16 protein-coding genes and 3 pseudogenes are annotated in these 18,945 nt (G+C 62.7%); 7 read left to right on the top strand and 12 right to left on the bottom strand.

Annotation, left to right across the window (positions count from 1 at the left end):
• Positions 1 to 372 precede the first annotated feature (372 nt).
• Together GGR04_RS24640 and GGR04_RS24635 are read left to right on the top strand one after the other, a co-directional pair.
• Positions 373 to 465: pseudogene (locus GGR04_RS24640) on the top strand (hypothetical protein); the annotation flags it as partial.
• Positions 466 to 669: 204 nt separating this feature from the next.
• Positions 670 to 1,104: pseudogene (locus GGR04_RS24635) on the top strand (diguanylate cyclase domain-containing protein); the annotation flags it as partial.
• A gap of 180 nt (positions 1,105 to 1,284) precedes the next feature.
• On the opposite strand, the gene GGR04_RS20825 reads toward GGR04_RS24635, so the two are convergent.
• The 7 genes from GGR04_RS20825 to GGR04_RS20795 form a co-directional block, all read right to left on the bottom strand.
• A complete protein-coding gene (locus GGR04_RS20825; RefSeq protein WP_183202118.1) occupies positions 1,285 to 2,304 on the bottom strand; it encodes an ABC transporter ATP-binding protein in 1,020 nt (339 codons plus the stop codon).
• The gene (locus GGR04_RS20820; RefSeq protein WP_183202127.1) at positions 2,294 to 3,286 is read right to left on the bottom strand and encodes an ABC transporter ATP-binding protein; all 993 of its coding nucleotides are present in this window, start codon (positions 3,284 to 3,286) and stop codon (positions 2,294 to 2,296) included. Before GGR04_RS20820 ends, GGR04_RS20825 begins: the two co-directional genes overlap by 11 nt.
• Before the next feature lie 8 nt (positions 3,287 to 3,294).
• Complete coding sequence (locus GGR04_RS20815) at positions 3,295 to 4,173, bottom strand: ABC transporter permease (protein WP_183202116.1); 879 nt, start codon at positions 4,171 to 4,173, stop codon at positions 3,295 to 3,297.
• Positions 4,170 to 5,189 carry an ABC transporter permease gene (locus GGR04_RS20810; RefSeq protein ID WP_210291910.1) on the bottom strand — a complete coding sequence of 340 codons (1,020 nt, stop codon included), beginning with the start codon at positions 5,187 to 5,189 and terminating at the stop codon, positions 4,170 to 4,172. Before GGR04_RS20810 ends, GGR04_RS20815 begins: the two co-directional genes overlap by 4 nt.
• Positions 5,190 to 5,219: 30 nt before the next feature.
• On the bottom strand, positions 5,220 to 6,833 hold the full coding sequence (locus GGR04_RS20805; RefSeq protein ID WP_376769882.1) for an ABC transporter substrate-binding protein: 1,614 nt from the start codon (positions 6,831 to 6,833) through the stop codon (positions 5,220 to 5,222).
• A 114-nt stretch (positions 6,834 to 6,947) separates the two neighbouring features.
• The gene (locus tag GGR04_RS20800) at positions 6,948 to 7,643 is read right to left on the bottom strand and encodes a GntR family transcriptional regulator (protein WP_183202114.1); all 696 of its coding nucleotides are present in this window, start codon (positions 7,641 to 7,643) and stop codon (positions 6,948 to 6,950) included.
• Positions 7,644 to 7,759: 116 nt separating this feature from the next.
• Positions 7,760 to 9,001, bottom strand: coding sequence for an aminotransferase class III-fold pyridoxal phosphate-dependent enzyme (locus tag GGR04_RS20795; RefSeq protein ID WP_183202123.1), 1,242 nt, complete (start codon positions 8,999 to 9,001; stop codon positions 7,760 to 7,762).
• Between the two features lie 70 nt (positions 9,002 to 9,071).
• On the opposite strand from GGR04_RS20795, the gene GGR04_RS20790 reads away from it, so the two are divergent.
• On the top strand, positions 9,072 to 9,971 hold the full coding sequence (locus GGR04_RS20790) for a DMT family transporter (RefSeq protein ID WP_183202112.1): 900 nt from the start codon (positions 9,072 to 9,074) through the stop codon (positions 9,969 to 9,971).
• A gap of 499 nt (positions 9,972 to 10,470) precedes the next feature.
• Entirely contained in the window at positions 10,471 to 10,761 is a 291-nt protein-coding gene (locus GGR04_RS24095) for a DDE-type integrase/transposase/recombinase (RefSeq protein ID WP_446680287.1), read from the top strand.
• Between the two features lie 72 nt (positions 10,762 to 10,833).
• On the opposite strand, the gene bdcA is transcribed toward GGR04_RS24095, so the two are convergent.
• Positions 10,834 to 11,547, bottom strand: a complete 714-nt coding sequence (bdcA, locus tag GGR04_RS20780; protein WP_183202110.1) for an SDR family oxidoreductase — start codon at positions 11,545 to 11,547, stop codon at positions 10,834 to 10,836.
• Between the two features lie 73 nt (positions 11,548 to 11,620).
• Between bdcA and GGR04_RS20775 the strand changes: the two genes are divergently transcribed.
• Positions 11,621 to 12,214 carry a TetR/AcrR family transcriptional regulator gene (locus tag GGR04_RS20775; protein WP_183202108.1) on the top strand — a complete coding sequence of 198 codons (594 nt, stop codon included), beginning with the start codon at positions 11,621 to 11,623 and terminating at the stop codon, positions 12,212 to 12,214.
• A gap of 464 nt (positions 12,215 to 12,678) precedes the next feature.
• Here GGR04_RS20775 and istB read toward each other — a convergent pair whose 3' ends face one another.
• The 3 genes and pseudogenes from istB to GGR04_RS20760 form a co-directional block, all read right to left on the bottom strand.
• Positions 12,679 to 13,407: an IS21-like element helper ATPase IstB gene (istB, locus tag GGR04_RS20770; protein ID WP_183202106.1), complete on the bottom strand. Its 729-nt coding sequence runs from the start codon at positions 13,405 to 13,407 to the stop codon at positions 12,679 to 12,681.
• A pseudogene (istA, locus tag GGR04_RS20765) lies at positions 13,394 to 14,906 on the bottom strand (IS21 family transposase). The gene istB and the pseudogene istA overlap by 14 nt, the downstream one beginning before the upstream one ends.
• Positions 14,907 to 15,153: 247 nt before the next feature.
• On the bottom strand, positions 15,154 to 15,573 hold the full coding sequence (locus tag GGR04_RS20760) for a hypothetical protein (protein ID WP_183202102.1): 420 nt from the start codon (positions 15,571 to 15,573) through the stop codon (positions 15,154 to 15,156).
• A 558-nt stretch (positions 15,574 to 16,131) separates the two neighbouring features.
• Between GGR04_RS20760 and GGR04_RS20755 the strand changes: the two genes are divergently transcribed.
• Complete coding sequence (locus GGR04_RS20755; RefSeq protein ID WP_210291908.1) at positions 16,132 to 17,439, top strand: MATE family efflux transporter; 1,308 nt, start codon at positions 16,132 to 16,134, stop codon at positions 17,437 to 17,439.
• Positions 17,436 to 17,867, top strand: a complete 432-nt coding sequence (locus GGR04_RS20750) for a glyoxalase superfamily protein (protein WP_183202098.1) — start codon at positions 17,436 to 17,438, stop codon at positions 17,865 to 17,867. Before GGR04_RS20755 ends, GGR04_RS20750 begins: the two co-directional genes overlap by 4 nt.
• 105 nt (positions 17,868 to 17,972) lie before the next feature.
• Here the strand turns inward: GGR04_RS20750 and GGR04_RS20745 are convergent, their stop codons facing one another.
• Positions 17,973 to 18,872: a LysR family transcriptional regulator gene (locus tag GGR04_RS20745; RefSeq protein WP_183202096.1), complete on the bottom strand. Its 900-nt coding sequence runs from the start codon at positions 18,870 to 18,872 to the stop codon at positions 17,973 to 17,975.
• Positions 18,873 to 18,945: the final 73 nt, after the last annotated feature.

The following is an 18,945-nucleotide window of genomic DNA, read 5'->3' as shown; positions in this document are numbered from 1 at the left end:
CTCTTCAGGCTTGTGCTTCTTTTGCGGCATTCCTGGCATCCTCCAAAGGCTCGAAAGCCTACTTCAGGGAGGGCCACTTTTCAGGGGGCAGACCAGTAGGTGCGGCTCGGTCTCGCGCTCGCTGGATCGTCAGTCGGCTGACTGCGAACTCCCGTGCCAGCGCTGAACAAGAACCCGCTCCATCAGCGCTCGCTCCTCGCCAAGTCCGAAAACCTCCCGCACAAGGCGCGGATCCGGTTCGGGGAGGAATGGCTGGACCACCACATCCACCCGCTTCCCGATTCCACCGGGCGGATCAGCCGGGCGCTTCTCGTCTGGGCCATCGCCACGGCCGAGGTCGCCAAGGCGCGCGAGGAGTATCGGCTCCTGCGCATGATCGACAACATGCCTGTCGCCGTGATGACGGTCGATCCGGTTTCCTTCGCCATCACCTATCTGAACGAGACCTCCAAGCGCACGCTCGGGCAGATCGAGACCCTTCTTCCGATCAAGCCGAGCGAACTGCTCGGCGCCTCGATCGACGTCTTCCACAAGAGCCCGGCGCACCAGCGCGGGCTGCTCTCCGATCCCGCCAACCTGCCGCATCGGGCCAAGATCAAGCCCGGTCCCGAAGTGCTTGATCTCCAGGTCTCGCCGGTGACGGGAACGGACGGCAGCTATCTCGGACCGATGCTGACGTGGTCGGTCATCACGCAGCAGGTGGCGGCCGAAGCGCGCATCCACCAGCTCGCCCATTTCGACACGCTGACCGGCCTTGCCAACCGCAACACCTTCCGCGAACGTCTGGAAGCGAGCCTTCTGAAACCCGCCGCCCAGGTCGCACTCCTGTTCATCGATCTCGACGGCTTCAAGTTCGTCAACGATTCCAACGGTCACCTTCTGGGAGACAAGCTGCTGCGGCGCGTGGCGGATCGGCTGCGCCTGCACTGCGACGCCAGCAACGTGCTGGTGGGGCGCCTCGGCGGCGACGAGTTCGCCATCTCGATCGAAGGCGGCGACGTTGTGGAAGCCTGCCGCCTGAAGGATCTGGAGAAGGAGAATGAGCGGCTGCGCAAGGCTATCTCCGATCTGACCCTGGAGGAGTTGATCCCGAAGGAAGGCGCGATCTGAGAGACTGGTGAGCCCCCCGGCGTTGCCAATGCATCGACCACGCCGTGATGAAGTCCGGCGTGTCGGAGCGGTTGCGGCGATCATCCTTCAAACCAGGCCGTTCCACATATGCGGCGGAACCATCGGTATCGACAGCGGGCAGCGCGGCCATGACGTGTTAGACGCGTCCGCATCTCAAGTCTCGAGCGGAAAATGGCATGCGACGAGATGTCCCGGTGCCCGTTCCACCTCTGGCGGCTCGGCTTCGGCACAGAGCGCTTTCGCACGGGGACAACGCGTCCTGAACCGGCAGCCGGACGGCGGCGACGCCGGGCTCGGAACGTCGCCCTGAAGCACGATGCGGGATCGCTTGCGTTCGCGCACCGGATCGCCGAGCGGCGCTGCGGAAAGCAGTGCCGCAGTGTAGGGATGCAGCGGGCGGGCATAGAGGTCGTCTCGCCGGGCCGACTCGACGATCTTTCCCAGATACATCACAGCCACACGGTCGGAGATGTGGCGCACGACCGACAGATTGTGCGCGATGAAGAGATAGGAAAGTCCGAGTTCCTCCTGCAGATCCTTCAGGAGGTTGAGGACGCCAGCCTGGATCGAAACGTCGAGCGCCGAGACCGGCTCGTCGAGGATGATCACATCCGGTTTGAGAACAAGGGCGCGTGCGATTCCGATCCGCTGCCTCTGGCCACCGGAGAACGCGAAGGGGAATCGATCTCGATGCTCCTTCGCCAGTCCGACACGCTGAAACGCTTCGTCGATACGACGATGTTGCTCGGCGACCTCGATCCCGAGTCCCCGAAGCGGCTCTGCGACGATCTCGCCCGCGGTCATGCGCGGATGGAGCGAAGCATAGGGGTTCTGGAAGACGATCTGGAGATGCTGCCGATAGGGGCGCATCTCGGCTGCCGAAAGGGCCGCGATGTTGCACCCCTTGAACCGGATGTCACCGGATGTCGGCGCGAGAAGCCGAATGACGGTCCGCGCCAGCGTCGACTTTCCGCATCCGGATTCGCCGACCAGACCGAGCGTCTCGCCTCGTTCGAGTCGAAACGACACGTCGGACACGGCCTGTACGGCGCCGACCTCCCGCCGGACGATCAGTCCCTTCCGGATCGGGAAGGCGACGGTGAGGTGGCTGACCGATAGGACCGGTTCGGTCCCGATCGCAGCCGGATCGCGATGCCGGGGATCAGCGAGCATGGACGACCTCTTGCCGATGAGGTTCGAGTTCATGGGCGCGATGGCAAGCTGCCATGCCGGCGCCAAACCAGCGGAAGCTTGGTTCATCCGAGACGCAGGGATCGATCGCCATCGGGCAACGGGGATGGAAGGCGCATCCGCTCGGCCTCCCGGCAGGCGATGGAGGTGTTCCCTCGATGGCGACGAGCCGATCCAGCGTCTCGTCCGAGGACGGCATCGCCTTGAGAAGCCCTCGCGTGTAGGGATGCCGAGGCTCCGCGAAGACGTCCAATACCGGACCGCGTTCGACGATGCGTCCGGAGTAGAGGATCGTCACGCGGTCGGCCAGACCCGCGACGAGGCCGAGATCGTGTGTGATGAGGACGAGGCCGAGGCGGCGCTCGTGCCGCAGACGGTCGAGAAGCTCGACGATCTGCGCCTGAATGGTGACGTCGAGCGCCGTCGTCGGCTCGTCGGCGATCAGAAGCTCCGGGTCGTTGGCGATGGCCATGGCGATCACCACGCGCTGACGCATGCCGCCGGAAAACTCGTGCGGGTATTGGTCGAGCCGCTGCTCGGGGGAAGCGATGGCCACCTGTCCGAGAAGGTCGACGGCCCGGCGCCGCGCGGCACGGCGCGAGAGATCCGGTTCGTGAAGCCGGATCGTCTCGACGATCTGCGCACCGACCGTCATGACGGGATCGAGCGCCGTCATCGGATCTTGGAAGATCATGCCGATGCGCTTGCCGCGGATCCGCCGCATGTCCCGCTCGCGGAGGCCGATGAGTTCCTGCCCGGCGAGACGCACCGATCCATCGACCTTGGCCGAACGGGGAAGCAATCCGAGGGCAGCCAGCATAGAGAGACTCTTGCCGGAGCCGGACTCGCCCACGAGGCCGAGGATCTCTCCCCGGCCGACCTCCAGATCGACGTTGCTGACGGCGACGACGTCGCGGTCCCTCTGCCGCAGCACGATCCGAAGGCCGCGAACGTCGAGAAGCATGGGATCGGTCACGATGCGTTGCTCCGAGGATCCAAGAGATCGCGAATACCGTCGCCGATGAAGCTGAAGGCAAGCGACAGTGAGAGGATGGCGACGCCCGGACCGGTCGCGATCCACCAGCTGTAGAAGCTCGAGGCGCCTTCCGAGATCATTTGGCCCCATTCGGGCGTCGGCGGCTTGGCGCCGAGGCCGATGAAGCTGAGGCCGGCAACGAGGAGGATGACCTGCCCGACGTCGATCGTTGCATTGACGAGGATGGGGCTCCAGCAGAGCGGGACGATATGCTTGGTGAGAACGCGGGCTGGCGAAGCGCCTCCGGCGACCGCAGCTTCGACGTGGTCGAGTTCGCGGACCGAGATCACCTGCGCCCGCATCAGACGCGAGTAGACGGGCCACCACACGATGACCATTGCCAGCCCGGCGTTCAGGAGGCCGGGGCCGAGCGAGGCGGCGATCGCCATGGCGAGCAGCATCGGGGGAAACGACAGGGTGATGTCGGCGAGCCGCATGATCATCCCGTCGACGATGCCCCCGAAGAAGCCGGCGATCGCTCCGAGGCAGCAACCGATCGCGACGGCGATCACCAGCACGCAGACCGCGATCGGCAGGGAGAACCTTGCGCCGTAGAGAGTCCGGATCAGCACGTCACGGCCAAGCGCGTCCGTACCCAGCCAGTGTTGCAGGCTCGGGGCCTGCAAGCGACGCCCGGCCAGGGCTACGGGATCATAGGGCGACCACAGATCGATGGTGATCGCGACGATGATCCACGACACCAGGACCAGCAGGCCGACAAGCACCGGACCGCGCAGCCAGATCGGGCGCCATGAGCGGTTCGAGGCGGGGGGCGCGTCGACGGAACGGACCGTCAGGGTCGGGAGGACGGTCATCGCCCACCGATCCGCACGCGAGGATCGACGGCCGCATAAGCGATGTCGGTCACGAGATTGGCGATCAGGAACGAGAGGCCGCCGACGATGGTGACGCCGATGATCGCGGGATGGTCGAGCGAGCGTGCGGCGTCGACGGCGTAGGAGCCGATCCCAGGCCAGGCGAAGATCGTTTCCGTGAGGACGGCTCCGGTGATGAGATAGGCGAAGGTGAAGCCGAGGATCGTCAGCGTCGGGATCAAGGCGTTGCGCAGGCCGTGGTTGAGCAGGACACGCCATTCTCCGGCACCCTTGGCTCGCGCGGCCAGGATGAAGTCCTGGTGCATCACGTCGAGCATGGCGGCACGGACCAGACGGGCGACGATGCCGGTGACGGTCCAGCCGAGGACGCAGGCCGGGAGTACGAGATGGGCCAGCGCTTCGCGGAACTTCGCGAGGTCGCGCTCCAGAAGGGCATCGATCGTGAAGAAACCGGTGACGAAGTGAGGTGCGACGCTGCGTGTATCGAGGCGGCCAGGCCCCGGCAGGAGACCGAGCTTCGACGAGAAGACAAAGAGCGCGAGGAGGCCGAGCCAGAACATCGGAACCGACGATCCCGCCAACGCAAAGGTTCGGATCAGCGTGTCGATCCACGTGTCGCGGTGCTTGGCGGCGAGAACACCGAGCCCGATCCCCGACACGGCGCCGACGATCACCGCTGCGATGACGAGTTCCACCGTTGCCGGCAGGCGCTGCGCGAGATCGCTCGCCACGGGCTGCCTCGTGCGGAACGAGGTGCCCATGTCGCCCGTCAGAAGACGGCCGACATAGATGGCGTAACGCTCGGGCAGTGATCGATCGAGACCCCATTTCGCCTTGGCTGCAGCAACGATCACCGGATTGTTCATCTGGCGCTCGCCGATGAGAGAGGCGAGCGGATCGCCCTTGGTGAACTGCGACAGGAGGAATGCGACGGTGATGATGCCGAAGACGAGGAGCGGCATCATCAGCAGTCGTCGAAGGATGGTTCCGGACATGGGCGTCGTCCTCGCTGTCGCCGACCGCCCTTACTCGCGCCTCAGCTTGTCGAGGGCCAGGTTGCAGCAAGCGCTGTAGCGCACGCCTTCGACGCCCTTGCGAGCCGCCAGAACGAGATCGGGGCTGACGAGGGGAATGATGACCTTGTCCTCGATCATCTCCAGCGCGATCGCCCTGAAGGCGGCCTCGTTCTTTTCCCCGGACGACGACATAGCCTCCTTCAGCAGTTCGGCTTCCTTCGGATTGGCGACGCCATCGACGGCACCGGCGCCGGCGCGCTTGCCCCAGGGCTGACCTTCGATCATGGCGAAATACTGCACGTACTGAGCGGAGCCGAAATAGTCCGGCGCGTAGTAGACGGCCGTGAGAGGAATGCCGTCGCCCGACACTTCCTCGCGCCAGACGGCAAAGGTCGTAGGGGTGAGATTGAGCGTCACGCCGATGCGGGCAAGATCCTGCTGGACCTTCTGCATCATCAACGAGATGTCGACGCCATAGGCGTTCACGGCGGGATAGTGCGCCTCGATGGTGAACCCGTCGGGTACGCCGGCTTCGGCCAGGAGGGCCTTGGCCTTGGCGATATCTTCCTTTGGTTCCGGCAGATCCATGGTCCCGGGGAAACCGTTCGGAATGGGGGCGGGCTGGAACTTGCCCTTGCCGCCGACGGTGAAGTCGATCATCGCGGAATAGTCGATGGCTGCGGCGATGGCTTGGCGGATCGGCTTGGTCAGCGGGGTCGTGTTGGCTTTCGCGGCGGGGCTGAGGGCGAGGTAGAGAAAGTTGAAGGACGGGACGGCCGAGATCACGATCTCGGCGTTCGAGTACGACGCGGCCGTATCGGGATCGATCTGCATGGCGACGTCGGCCGCACCCGATTCCAGCATCTGCGCCTGTGCGACGGCGTCGGCGGTCTGCTTGATGATCACTTCCGGCATGGCCGGCTTGGTGCCCCAGTAGTTCGGATTGGCGGCGAAGCGGAGTTCGTCGTCGGCCCGATAAGAGCTGAGCGTGTAGGGGCCGCTTCCGGCGGAGTTGGCGAAGAACCAGTTGTCGGCCGTGTCCACCGTCGCCGCGTCCTCGCCTGCGCTCGCTCCGTTCGCTTCGGCGAGTCTCTTGTTCAGAATGCCGGCGTAGGACGCCGCGAGGATACCAAGAAATTCTGAGTTGGGCTCCTTGGTCGAGATGACGACCTTCTTCGCGCTCGGTGTGTCGATCGACGCAACGGAATCCATGAGGAAGGACGGATCACCCTTGATGTTCTTCAATCTCTGTAAGGACCAGGCGACGTCCGCCGACGTTACGGGAGAGCCGTCGGCGAAGACTGCGTTCGGAGAGAGATCGAAGGTAAATTCCGTCTGGTCGGCATTGGCGGACCATGCCGTCGCCAGCTTCGGCACCAAGGTCTTGTTGTCGTCTCCCAGCGTCAGAAGGGTCTCATAGACGGCCGATAGGTAGATCTGACAGGTGTCGCAGAACGCACGGGCGGGATCGAGCGAGTTGATATCCATGTTTCGGGCAACGACCAGGGCCCCTTCGGCCGCTTGCGCCGACCCGGCGACGCTGGGGGATGCCAGCGTCGCCGCACAAATGGCGAGAGCAGAGAGGTTTGATTTCAGGAACGTTCCGATCGACATCGCGAGCACCTATCCTGTTTGATACACGATATATCAAATCTGCTGCTGGGCAATTGTCAAGACAATAATGCCGCTAAATCAATCGCAAAGATTATCTGCTTAAATTCTATGCTGGTGCCGTCTTCAGTCGCCGTCGGTGTTGAGGAGGCCGGCTCGCGACAGCTCCTCCAGCCGAATGACAAAACCGCGTCCGCCCTCCAGCATGTCGTCGCGTATCGAAGCGGCCAGATCGGTTCGATCGCCTCGCCGGAGCGCATCCAGGATGTTTTCATGCTGATGCCGGCCTGCATAGGTCGGTTTTCCGTGAGGATAGAGATGGTTCAGCATCGGCCCCAGTCGCAACCAAAGCCTTTCCAGCACTTCGATGAGGTGCGGCATTCCGGAAAGCCGATATAAACCGAAATGGAACTCGTAGTTCGCGTTGATGGCCTCGCGCCATTTACCCTCGGCTTCTGCCGCGGTCAGATGAGCGTGCGTTTCGGTCAGGGCTTCGAGGGCTGCGCCATCTACATGGGCGAGGGCACGCTCGCCTGCCAACGGCTCGAGAAGGAGGCGAATGTCTCGGTTCTCGATATATTCGGGAAGGGTGAGACCCCTGACGCGAATGTAGTGGCGCGCCTTCAGTTCGAGAGCGCCGTCTCGCACGAGTTGGAAGATGGCTTCCCGAACCGGCGTCTCGCTGGTCCCGAGCCCTGCAGCGAGGTCACGTATTCGCAGGCGTTGATGCGGTGGGAGTTGACCGCTCATCAATTGAGAGCGGATCTGCTGATAGATCTGGTCGCTCAGGCTCGCGCCTCCCACAGGCGCGAGACCCATCATTTCTACGTCCGGCATTGCGTGTCACGACTCCCCGCCCGTTGCCGCTCTACAATGCGCCAGAGCGGCTGGCTACGGCAGGGGGCACATCGACGCCGTGGGTGGGACGGCCGCAACGTTCAGCCGAACTCCCGTGCCACCACGCCGAGAGCCGCGTCGGTTGCCCTCAACGCCTCATCGATGTCGGCTTCGGTGTGGGCAAGGCTGAGGAACATGTTGTGCTTGTAATGGAGGTAGACGCCACGGGCGAGCGTTTCCTGCGTGAAGCGTGCGCCTTTGGCATAGTCCGGATCGTCCTGGAACAGGATGAGCGGCATCTGCGGAGGGCCGCTGTTGCGCAGTATCACACCATGCCGTTCGGCCTGCGCGTCGATCCCGTCGCGGAACCGCTGGCCGACCGAACGCATCTTCTCCGGTCCGTCCTCTCGCTTGAGGATGCGAAGTGTCGCGACGGCTGCTGCCATGGCTGCGCCCCCGCACCAGAAGGAGCCCGTCACGTAGATCTGCGACGCCGCCTCGCGATAGGCGTCCGTGCCGGTGACGGCTGCAAGTGGATAGCCGTTCGCGATGGCCTTGCTCCAGGAGGAGAGGTCCGGCTCGATGCCGAGCACGCTCCAGCTTCCCTTCATCGAAAGGCGAAAACCGCATCGTACCTCGTCGAGGATCAGGGCGGCATCCGCTTCGTCGCAGAGGCTGCGGACGCGGGACGCGAACTCCGGTGTCGGCAGTTCCTGCTCGACCCCGAAATCATGCCTGAACGGTGAGACGATGACGGCGGCAAGGTCGCCGCTCGCAGCTTTCGCCGCCGCCTCCAGGCTTTCGATGTCGTTGTAGACGTAGGTGTCGATATGGGCGCGATCTTCGGCCGTCACGCCGATCAGAGAGGGCGAACACCATGGAACGGCGCCGTGGTAGGCGCCGGCGGCGACGAGAACCTTGCGGCGCTTGGTGCGAGCTCGTGCAAGGGTCACGCAGGTCGTCGTCGCGTCCGTGCCGTTCTTTTGGAACATGGCCCAGTGCGCGCCCGGCAAGAGATCGACGAAACACTCCGCCAGATCGACCAGATGCGGCGTCGGCCCATTCAGACAGTCGCCAAGATCCAGTTGCGTGCGGACGGCAGCTTCCACCTCGGGATGACGGTGACCGAGGATGTTCGGCCCCCAGCTGCACATGAAGTCGAGATAGATCCGGCCATCGACGTCGGTCAGGCGACAGCCGTCGCCGCTTCGAAAGTACTGCGGGTAGCCCTCAGGCAGGCCCTTGACGTTCAGGTGCCCCGACATCCCGCCGGGAATGACGCGCTCCGCGCGGCGTCGAAGCTCGACATCCCTGTGCTCTCGAACATTGATCGTCATCGGCATCGCTCTTCGTTGAAGGTCGATGGAAATATGATATATCAAGTGACGCTGCGCAACTGGTTTGATGGGGCCGATGTCACCTCTCGATTTGATCACCTTGATCGGCATCTGCTTCATCTGGGCCGTGAACGTCGTCGTGGGACGGATCGTCATCGCCGATCTCGGCACCCCGCCGTTGTTGTACGCATTCCTTCGGTTTGCCGTCGTGGCGATCCTCCTGCATCGGTTCCTCGTGCCCATTCCCAGACCGTTCGGTCGCATGGTCGCCGTCGGGGGTTTGATGGGAGCCGGTCATTTCGGCCTTCTGTTTCTAGGCCTGCAATATGCATCGCCCTCCACGGCGGCGATCGTCGTGCAGTTTGGCATCCCCGCGACCGCCGTTCTCTCGGTGTGGCTGTTGAAAGAACGCATGTCGCGACGACGCGTCCTGGGGACTGCGATCGCATTCGCCGGCGTGATCACGGTGATGTGGACACCAGGAGGACTCGTCCCTTCCCTGGGCGCCAGCTTCGTCCTGGCATCGGCATTCGCGCTGTCCCTGGGTTCGGTGTTGATGAAGGGAATGCCGAGGATCGCACCCCTGCAGTTGCAGGCATGGGTCAGCCTGATCTCCCTCCTGCCCTTGGCGATCATTTCGGGTCTGACAGAGGCTGCGCCGGTGACCCATATCGCGAACGGCGGGTGGCCTGTCGCGGCAGCCATCGCCTTCTCGGCGGTCGTCGTAACGATCGTGGCGCATACGGGCTATTATCGTCTGCTACAACTCTACGACGTCAACCTCGTTGCTCCGCTGACGCTGCTTATGCCGATCATGACGGTCGGCCTTGGGATCGTCTTCACGGGCGACCAAGTCGACATCAAGATGCTCGCCGGATCGGTCCTGGCGCTCGGAGGCGTCGCTGTCATTCTGTCACCTTCACGAGGCACGCTGCAAAGGCGCCTGGCTGCGGTATCTAAACCAACCAAAGGCTGAATGTCGTCGTTGCAAAACTGAGGCCTGATCGGCGGTCTGCAACAGAGCCGGCTGGCCAATTCGTCTCCAGACTGCGTCGAGAGGGCACCTCTCGAACGGCGACTCGTTCCGGCACACAAGGACTGGTGCACGCCTATGCCGTGGTACCACCTCGACCGCTCCGTTGCAGGTCGCCGATGAGGGTGCACGCTTTGGCCTTGACAGCTGCAAATGAGGTGATGCGTAAGCGCAGCGTTCAAAAGCCGACACTTAGCCCCGACATCATCCTGCTTTGCATGCGCTGGTACTGCCTCTACGCCCTGAGCTATCGCGCCCTTGAAAAAATGATGGCCGGACGCGGTCTCTCGGTGGACCACACCATCATCTCCGCTGGGTCCAGCTCTACGCTCCCAAGCTCGACCGTCGCTTCCAGTGGTGCAGGGATCGCAACAACCGCAGCTGGCATGTCGACGAGACTTTACGGAAGGTCCGTGGCGAATGGATGTAGCTATACCGCGCGATCGGCGATCAAGGCGAGACGCTCGACTTCCAGTTGTCGCAGAAGCGTACGACAGAAGCAGCCAAACGCCTTCTCATAAAGGCTTTGAACCGTTCGCCGCACAACCGGCCATCAGTGATCTCGACGGGCAAGAACCCGGCCTACAACCAAGCGATCGCCTTGTTGCGACGACAAGAGCGGCTCGCTGCGACATGCCAGCACCGGCAGGCCAAATACCTAAACAATCGGCTCCGAGTTCGACCACGGCAAGCTGAAGCAGCGGATCCGGCCTGTGCGCGGGTTCCAGTCTGAGAAAACCGCCCACAACGCCCATGCGCGGCTTCGAGACGATGCGGATGTTCCGGAAGGGGCAATCCGCTCGATTCAGGCGCCGAATGCGCCATCGATCGTGTGCATGGCTCCCGTCACGAAGCCCGCTTCCGGTCCCGAAAGCCATGCCACCATGGCGGCGACCTCTTCGGGCCGTCCGTGACGCTTGAGGGCCATGAAGCTGTGCATCAGATCCCGCATCGGCCCGTCCGCCGGATTGGCGTCGGTGTCGATGGGTCTGGGCTGCACGACGTTGATGGTGATGCCGCGCGGACCGAAGTCTCGTGCCAGTCCGCGTGCCAGACCTTGGAGAGCCGATTTGCTCAGCGCATAGGATGCCATGCCGGGTACCGGCATACGGTCGCCGTTCACCGAACCGATCACGACAATCCGTCCACCCTCCGGCATCTGCCTCGCGGCTTCGACCGAGGCGTGGTAGGGCGCATGCACGTTGACCCGGAAGAGCCGATCGATTTCGTCAGGGTCCTGATCGAGCGCGTCGCCGAAGATCGCAAAGCCGGAGTTCACGACGAGAACGTCGAGCGGTCCGCTCGCGCGCACGGTCGCGATCACTGCGTCCCGGTCGGCACTGTCGGTGCGGACGCTCTTGCTCCCGGTCTCTGCGGCCAAGCTCTCGGCCGCCTCCTGCGATCCGGCATATGTGAAGGTGACGGCCGCACCATCGGCTGCGAAGCGCCGAACGATGGCGGCGCCGATTCCCCGGCTTCCACCCAGAACCAGGACCGTCTTGCCTTCAAACGTCGTCATGTTCGCATCCTTGAGACTTAATGTAGTGTGTGATACATAAATTGGAAATCTTGATCAGTCAACGGATTACGTAGTGTCTGATACAAAAAGACCTCGCCCGCGCGGTCGCCCACGCCGCTTCGATCCGGAACAGGCTGTCGCGACGGCCGAGGGTCTGTTCCATTCCCGAGGCTACGACGCCGTCAGCGTGGCGGATGTGACCGACGCTCTCGGCATCAATCCGCCGAGCTTCTATTCGGCCTTCGGCAGCAAGCAGGGTCTCTACGCGAGGGTCCTCGAGCGGTACGCGGGTGCTGGAGCGATCCCCCTTGCGGATATCCTGAGGCAGGACCGCTCCGTGGCCGACAACCTTGCGGCGCTGTTGGAGGCGGCAGCCCGTTACTATTCCGACGACCCAAAGGCCACTGGTTGTCTCGTCGTCGAAGGGACACGTTGCAACGATGCGGACGCCCGGGAGGCAGCCCTTGCCTACAACATGGCCGTGGAAGCGCAGATCCAGGACCACGTCGCGCAGCGCCATCTTGAGGAAGCGGCGGTCATGACGGACTTCGTGGCGACGACCATGTTCGGCCTGTCCGCCAAGGCTCGCAACGGCCACACCCACGACCAACTCCTGGCGAGCGCGCGGCTGGCCGGATCGGCCATCCGGTCGGCCCTGCCGGAATAGGGCATGGCTCGAACGACCGCTTTCGACCGCGGCGTGCATCGCGATGGAGGACTTGGAAGGGTCGCTTGCAGCGGTTGAACTCAGTCCAGCCCCACTTGTAGCCCGCTACGGCGTCTCTTGATCCTGTGCCTTCGCCGGGCTCCGTTGCGAATATCCGATCCGGCCGCGCTGATCCCTTTCTGTTCCATTTTCAGGCGACGAACACCTGGAACAGCCGTCCGATGAAGCGGGCCTCCGATCCGTCGGCGAGGCTGTCGACCATCGAGCGGAACTGCCCCTTCCGGAACATTCGCATCGTCTCGAAGCCCCGAATGGCGTTGTGGGTGTCAAATCGCTTGGAATGCTGGCCCCCTTTTCGCGCCGAATGCTGGCCCCTTTCGTTGAAGGTTGGCCGCGACATGCCGAGGGCCCCGATCGGGGCCCTCAGCATGTCGCGGTGCGGTTGTCGGGGACGTCGGGCGGGGTCAGCTTCGGTTCTTGAAGCGCCAGCTCGTGTTGCCGGTCTCGACGATGTCGCAGTGGTGGGTGAGACGGTCGAGCATGGCCGTGGTCATCTTGGCGTCGCCAAACACCTGCGGCCAATCGGCGAAGGCCAAGTTCGTGGTGATCACCAGCGAGGTGTGCTCGTAGAGCTTGGAGATCAGGTGGAAGAGCAACTGGCCCCCAGCCTGGCTGAACGGCAGGTAGCCCAGTTCGTCGATCACCACGAGGTCGTAGCGCAGAAGCGTCTCGGCCAGTCGTCCGCCCCGTCCCGCCGCCTTCTCGCGCTCAAGCTGGTTCACCAAGTCGACGAGGTTGTAGAACCGGCCTCGAGCATGCGAGCGCACCACGGCGCTGGCGACCGCGATCGCCAGATGGGTTTTGCCGGTGCCCGTGCCACCGATGAAGATGGCGTTGCGCTTGGCTTCCAGAAAGGCGCCGCTGGCGATCTCGCGCACTTTGGGCTCGTCGACCGGGGTCTCAGCAAAGCGAAAGGCGTCGAGATCCTTCAACACCGGGAACTTGGCGCTCGAGATCCGGTAAACGATGGAGCGAGCGTGACGATGGTTCTGCTCAGCGCGCAGAAGGCTGGCAAGCAGCGGATACAGTTCGTCGCGTCGGGCCAAGCCCTTTCCGGTGATCTCGTCGAAGCTGGCCCGCATGCCGTGCAGCTTCAACTCCTCCATCGCGTCCAGAAGGTCATGACGCTCCATCACGCAACCCTCCGCAAGCTGTCGTAACGGGCGCAATCGGCGACCGGCGGCGCCTTGAGCGTCAAAGCCTCCGGGATCTCGATCGAAAGGCGTGTCGGCTCCTGACGTTGGCGGGCCAGAACCGTCAGAATCACATCACCGTGGCAGAGCCCGGCCTCCAGCGCCTCGGCACAGGCCGCTTCCACGGCCTCCAGCCCATGGTCCAGCACCGCCCCGAGCACCTTCACGAACTGCCGGTCGCCATCTTCGTGACGCTTCAGGCCGACGCGGACCCCGGCCAGCGCCGGCGGCAGGTCCCAGTTCTTGAAGGGCGCGCCATTCCGAAGCGCGCCCGGCTTGCGCACCAGCACCGGCAGGTAGTGCCAAGGGTCGTAGACGACCTGGTTGCGACGGTACTGCCGCGGATGCTCGGCCACGATCTCGTTGTCGAACAGCACCACGATCCGCTCGGCGTAGCTGCGCACCAGAACCGTTTGTCCCGCGGCCCGAGCATCCACGCTGTAGCGGTTGTGGTCCGCCATCACGAGGCAGGTCGTGCTGGCGCGCACTGCCTTCTCGACGAAGCCGTCAAAGGGCGCGCGCAGCGCCATCAGCGACGCCTTCTCCGCCTGGAACACTTCCCAGACGCTGCGCTCCTTCTGTTCGGGATGCCGGGTGCGCCGGGCATGGGCGACGCACTGATCGGCCAGCCAGCGGTTCAGCTCCTCAAGGCTGGCCACCTTCGGCTTGGGCCGGAACAGATGGTCGCGAAGGTTCCCCACCTGGTTCTCGACCTGTCCCTTCTCCCAGCCCGCCGCCGGCGTGCAGGCCACCGGCTCGATCAGGTGGTGCGAGCACATCTGCAAAAAGCGCCGGTTGTACTGGCGCGCCTTGCCCACGAAGATCGTCTCCACCGCCGTCTTCATGTTGTCGTAGATCCCGCGTCGGCAGACCCCGCCATAAAAGGTGAAGGCCTGGTCGTGCGCGTCGAACACCAGTTCCTGCGTCTCGCGGAAGTAGGCCCGTACGAACGGCATCCGGCTGTGCGCCAAACGCATGTGCGCCACCTTCACCGTCAGCGGCAGACCCTGAAGCGTGATCGTCTCGTGGCTCCAGTCGAACTGGTACGCCTCGCCCGGCGCAAAGCTCATCGGCACATAGGCCTTGGCCGGAAGCCGGGCCCGTTCCTGCCGCCAAGCCCGAGCAAACCGATGCACGCTGTCGTGCGCTCCCTCGTAGCCGCGGCCGCGAAGCTCCTCGAACAAGCGCTGCGTCGAGCGCCGCTCGCGCCGCGGAAGCGCCGCCTCCGCTTCCAGGATCGCCGTCAGCTCCCCGACAAAAGCTCCGAGCCGGGGCGCCGGCTGCACCGATCGCTCGTAGCGGAACTCCGTCTCGTTCGAGCGAACCACCTTGCGCACCGTCGTGCGCGATACCCCGAACTCACGGGCAATCGTCTTGATGCCGCTACGCTCCTCGTGAAAGGCCCGCCGGATCCGTCCTATCAAGTCCACGTCGATCATTCCCCACTCGAACCTCCGGCACGCCCAGCAGGGCCATCGGAGGGAGCCTAAAACAGCTCAGCAGGGGTCAGCATTCCAAGCGTCAAACCCCGCCAAGGGGGCCATCATTGCAAGCGGTTTTACAGCCCACCTATCCCGCACCGCGTCAGACAATAGCCTACTCAATGTCCGGTTAAGGGGCATTCTTGGCGGTTGTGAAATGACCTTATTGGATCGATAGCAGCCCGTTTCCTATAAGCGCCGCCTATCAGCTTTGCGCCTCGCGGAGCCTTGCCTCTAGCTGGTCGTACAAACAGCTTGATACCTCGGCATCGTTGGCAGAACGCATGTATAGCAGGACTTGCTCTCCTTGCTGGTGGGTGAGCTTGCCTCGGACCACCGAACTCGTTTCTTTTGCACGGGCTGTTATATCGTTCATATCATCACCAGCAGCGTATGCGGTAACGACAACTTCAAGCATATCGGCAACAGCGCTCTTAACTGATGCTGATGCCTCTGGACTGTAATTGATACATACCGACAACGATGCCTCTATCTGCGCGCGTGCCCAGCGTGGGCTCGCTATGATCGCTTCTGCATGTCGCTGGATGCGATCCTGAGGCGGTTCCTCTTTGCGGATGTATGCGGCTACGCCGATCGTAAGGGCGACTACCGTGAGTGCAGCCATTGATTTTATAGCGATCATAGAGGCACCCAGAGCTAATGGTGTCGCGCTACGGCGACCCTAGTTCGCAAATTCTTACCAAATCGAGCAAGGAACACCTCATGCTCGTTCAGAGGGGCAATGCGCCGAAACTACTACAGGAGCGAATGTCTGCTTCCCGGCACATAAGCTTTGCCGAAGAATGACCGCGACGGGTCGAAAGATACCGCGCCGCTGTAGCGAATATCCTGATTTTGCAGCACTGCAAAAATCGAGATAACATATCGAACAAAAATCGGGACATTTGCGACAGCAGCTCAATTGACCGGGTAACTCCCATCCCCTATGTCTGGCGACCAAGGTTCCGGCACCTGCCGCCTGCGGCGCAAGCCACGGTGAAGCCCGGATAGACAAGACACCTCACCCTCGAAGCATTTCGCGCGGTGGGCAATGCAGGCCCCCATTCCACCTTGAAATGCGTCTCAAGAGGAGTGAGCGATGTCTGCGCGGCACGCTGTCCAAAAGGTTAACCCTTTTCTGGCCGCCCCTATCGGGCGACTGTTTCTGTCAAACGCCCTTCCTATGGCCGTGGTCATGTCGATGGGCGGAGTTCTTAATGTTGTCGATGGGATTTTCGTCGGCCACTTCATCGGGTCCGACGCGCTCGCGGCGGTGAGCTTGGCCTTTCCGGCGGCCATGGTGCTTTCGGCGCTGACGACCTTGGCGGGCGGCGGCATGTCGAGCCTGATGGCTCGGTATCTGGGTGCCGGGGATCGCGTAGCCGCCGGGCGCGTCTTTGCCGAGGCGCATGGGCTGGTGCTGGCGATTTCGGTTGGTCTTGTGGCACTATGGGCGGTGGTCGGCCCTGCGCTTGTCGATTCTATGGCTGCAAGTAATCCCAAGCTCGCCGGATTGGCGCAGGATTATCTGCGGATCATCATTCTCGGCGCGCCAGCACAGTTGATGCTTGGCGTCCATGCCGATGCCCTGCGCAACGAGGGGAGGGCTAGCTTGATTGCCGCCCTGTCCGTGCTGGTCAACCTGTTCAATATCGGCGCGAACTGGTTGGGGATCGTGGTGCTTGGCCTGGGGATTTCGGGTTCGGCCCTCGGCACGGTCGCGGCCCAAGCCCTCGGGTTGGCGCTGGTGGTCGGCGTGAGGGGACATACAAAGGGGCTGCTGCCACTGTCCGTTCTGCGCTCGCAAAGCTGGCTAGGGGCGTGGTCACAGATCGTTCGGCTGGGCCTGCCGCTGTGCCTCAGTTTCATCGGCATCGCCGTGGTCGCCAGTATCGTGATTCTGTCCCTGCGGTCTTCTGCCGGCCCAGAATATGACGCCTTGATTGCCGCTTATGGCGTAGTGACGCGGCTTTTAGGATTTTCCTTTATGCCGCAGATGGCAATTGCGCTGGCCACACAAAGCATTGCCGGCAACAATGCTGGTGCGGGAAGGAATGACCGGGCGCTGGCCACGTTACGGCTGGCGATGGGGGCCGCTTTCCTTTGGTGCCTGTCGGTGATGTTGGTCGGCGTCTTTGCGGGAACCACCCTCGGCAGTTGGTTCAGCGATGACCCCGCCGTGATCGCCGCCGTCGCGGAGATACTGCGGCCTGTGATGCTACTTTACTCATCATCTGGCCCGGTCCTTGTCTTGGCGCTCTATTTCCAAGCTCTTGGTCAACCGGGGCGGACTGCGGCATTAACTCTGGTGAAGCCTTGGTTTCTGACACCCTTGCTCATACTGACACTTTCTGTCGGTTTCGGGGTGTCGGCCATCTGGCTGGCCTTTCCGATGGCGGACGCGAGCATTCTCATGCTCGCCGTGATGATCGGGCGCCATGTCCTGCACCCCGCTGACGCGCCGGACGTCGATGCGGAGAAAGGCAGATGACCATTGATGATGCAAAAGCGCAGGCCAAAGCCCTGCGCGCGGCGCTTCAGGCGCAAGGAACTGCGACGAGCCATGCGCAGGCGTTGGAACTGATAGCCAGACAGCACGGCGCAAAGGATTGGAACACGCTCCACGCCCGGTTGGTTCTGCGCAACGCATCTCCCGAACTGGCCCTGAGCGATCGGGTGCGGGGCCGCTATCTTGGTCAGCCTTTCACCGGGCGGATCATCGGCCTTTCCGGCCCGGCCAATCACCGACAGATTTCAATTCGCTTCGATACGCCGGTCGATGTGGTCAAGTTCGAGAGCTTCTCGAACCTGCGCCGCCAGATCAAAGCGACGATCAACGAACACGGCCGCTCACATCGCCAGACCTCGGATGGTGAACCGCAATTGATCATTGAGCAGGGGAAGGGGCAGCTCCTCTAGCTACCGAAAACGGGACTGTCTGTCGCGAATGTCCTGATTTTGCAGCACTGCAAAAATCGAGATAACATATCGAACAAAAATCGGGATATTTGCGAATCCATCGAATCACCTAGCTTGTCCAGAAAGGGCGAGCTGTCCCTGTTTCACGATGGTTTCGAGGAAATCGCAGACGACGCGAATGCGCCTCATGTCCCGAACCGCTTCGGAAACGACAAGCCAGATCGCTTCTTCCTGTTGGCAAAGATCGGGCCTGAGCCTTACAAGCTGTTCCTCTTCATCCGCAAGAATACACGGCAACACGCCGAGGCCGTTGCCCGCTTTCATGGCGAGCAACTGCGCCTGCATGGAATCGACGGTCAGATTAGCAATGCCGCTTTCGACCCATGACCGCAGCGTTTTTGGCAAGGCAAGGAAAGACAGCGGGTCGCCCCATGTAATGAGGCGATGACCCGCGATCGGCAATTGATCTTCCCGAACAGGGTGGCGAGCAAGGTAGTCCTTCGACGCATAGAGGCCGAAGCCGATCGTTCCGATCCGCCGCACCACGAAATTTCCCTGCTCGGGCCGGCAGAGACGAAGGCCGATGTCCGACTCTCTGTAGGGAAGCTGGGCGAAGGACGTTGCGTTGACCGCAATTCCCAACGCGAGATCGGGATAAGCTTCTTGAAGAACGGGCAAGTTCGGCATCAGGAGATGGTGCGCGAGGGTATCGACGGTGACGATCCGCACTGTTCCCGAAACGTGGCCGTCCTGTCCGCAGAAACCATCTTCCAACTCATGCATGGCGGCTTCTATCGCCGTAGCCTTTTCGACCATGGCTCTGCCCGCTTCCGTCAATTCGTAGCCATCGGGCTTGCGTTCGAACAGCCGGGTTCGTAGCGCCGCCTCCAAGGTTTCGACCCTGCGCGCCACCGTGGAAGGACTGGCCTTCATCTCTCGTGCCGCGCCGGTCAGGCCACCATGGCGCGTAACGGCGAGGAAATATCGGACATCATTCCAGTTCATGTTTCTATTTTCCGAAAGCCGGTTCCCAGACTTAGGCGTCGAAGAGACGGAATGGAAGGATTAAGCTTACCGA

This window comes from Aureimonas pseudogalii, assembly GCF_014196835.1.
Lineage (GTDB): Bacteria > Pseudomonadota > Alphaproteobacteria > Rhizobiales > Rhizobiaceae > Aureimonas > Aureimonas pseudogalii.
Note: the sequence above shows the minus strand (reverse complement) of the source record. Positions and strands in the feature narration are given on the sequence as shown.

Bases quoted from the DNA above. Each gene is read 5' to 3' on its own strand.
- GGR04_RS20820 (WP_183202127.1), bottom strand. From the start codon at position 3,286: ATGCTTCTCGACGTTCGCGGCCTTCGGATCGTGCTGCGGCAGAGGGAC.
- GGR04_RS20755 (WP_210291908.1), top strand. From the start codon at position 16,132: ATGGCCGTGGTCATGTCGATGGGCGGAGTTCTTAATGTTGTCGATGGG.
- GGR04_RS20745 (WP_183202096.1), bottom strand. From the start codon at position 18,872: ATGAACTGGAATGATGTCCGATATTTCCTCGCCGTTACGCGCCATGGT.
- GGR04_RS20810 (WP_210291910.1), bottom strand. From the start codon at position 5,189: ATGTCCGGAACCATCCTTCGACGACTGCTGATGATGCCGCTCCTCGTC.
- bdcA (WP_183202110.1), bottom strand. From the start codon at position 11,547: ATGACGACGTTTGAAGGCAAGACGGTCCTGGTTCTGGGTGGAAGCCGG.
- GGR04_RS20790 (WP_183202112.1), top strand. From the start codon at position 9,072: ATGTCACCTCTCGATTTGATCACCTTGATCGGCATCTGCTTCATCTGG.
- GGR04_RS20795 (WP_183202123.1), bottom strand. From the start codon at position 9,001: ATGCCGATGACGATCAATGTTCGAGAGCACAGGGATGTCGAGCTTCGA.
- GGR04_RS20825 (WP_183202118.1), bottom strand. From the start codon at position 2,304: ATGCTCGCTGATCCCCGGCATCGCGATCCGGCTGCGATCGGGACCGAA.
- istB (WP_183202106.1), bottom strand. From the start codon at position 13,407: ATGGAGCGTCATGACCTTCTGGACGCGATGGAGGAGTTGAAGCTGCAC.
- GGR04_RS20815 (WP_183202116.1), bottom strand. From the start codon at position 4,173: ATGACCGTCCTCCCGACCCTGACGGTCCGTTCCGTCGACGCGCCCCCC.
- GGR04_RS20760 (WP_183202102.1), bottom strand. From the start codon at position 15,573: ATGGCTGCACTCACGGTAGTCGCCCTTACGATCGGCGTAGCCGCATAC.
- GGR04_RS20750 (WP_183202098.1), top strand. From the start codon at position 17,436: ATGACCATTGATGATGCAAAAGCGCAGGCCAAAGCCCTGCGCGCGGCG.
- GGR04_RS20800 (WP_183202114.1), bottom strand. From the start codon at position 7,643: ATGATGGGTCTCGCGCCTGTGGGAGGCGCGAGCCTGAGCGACCAGATC.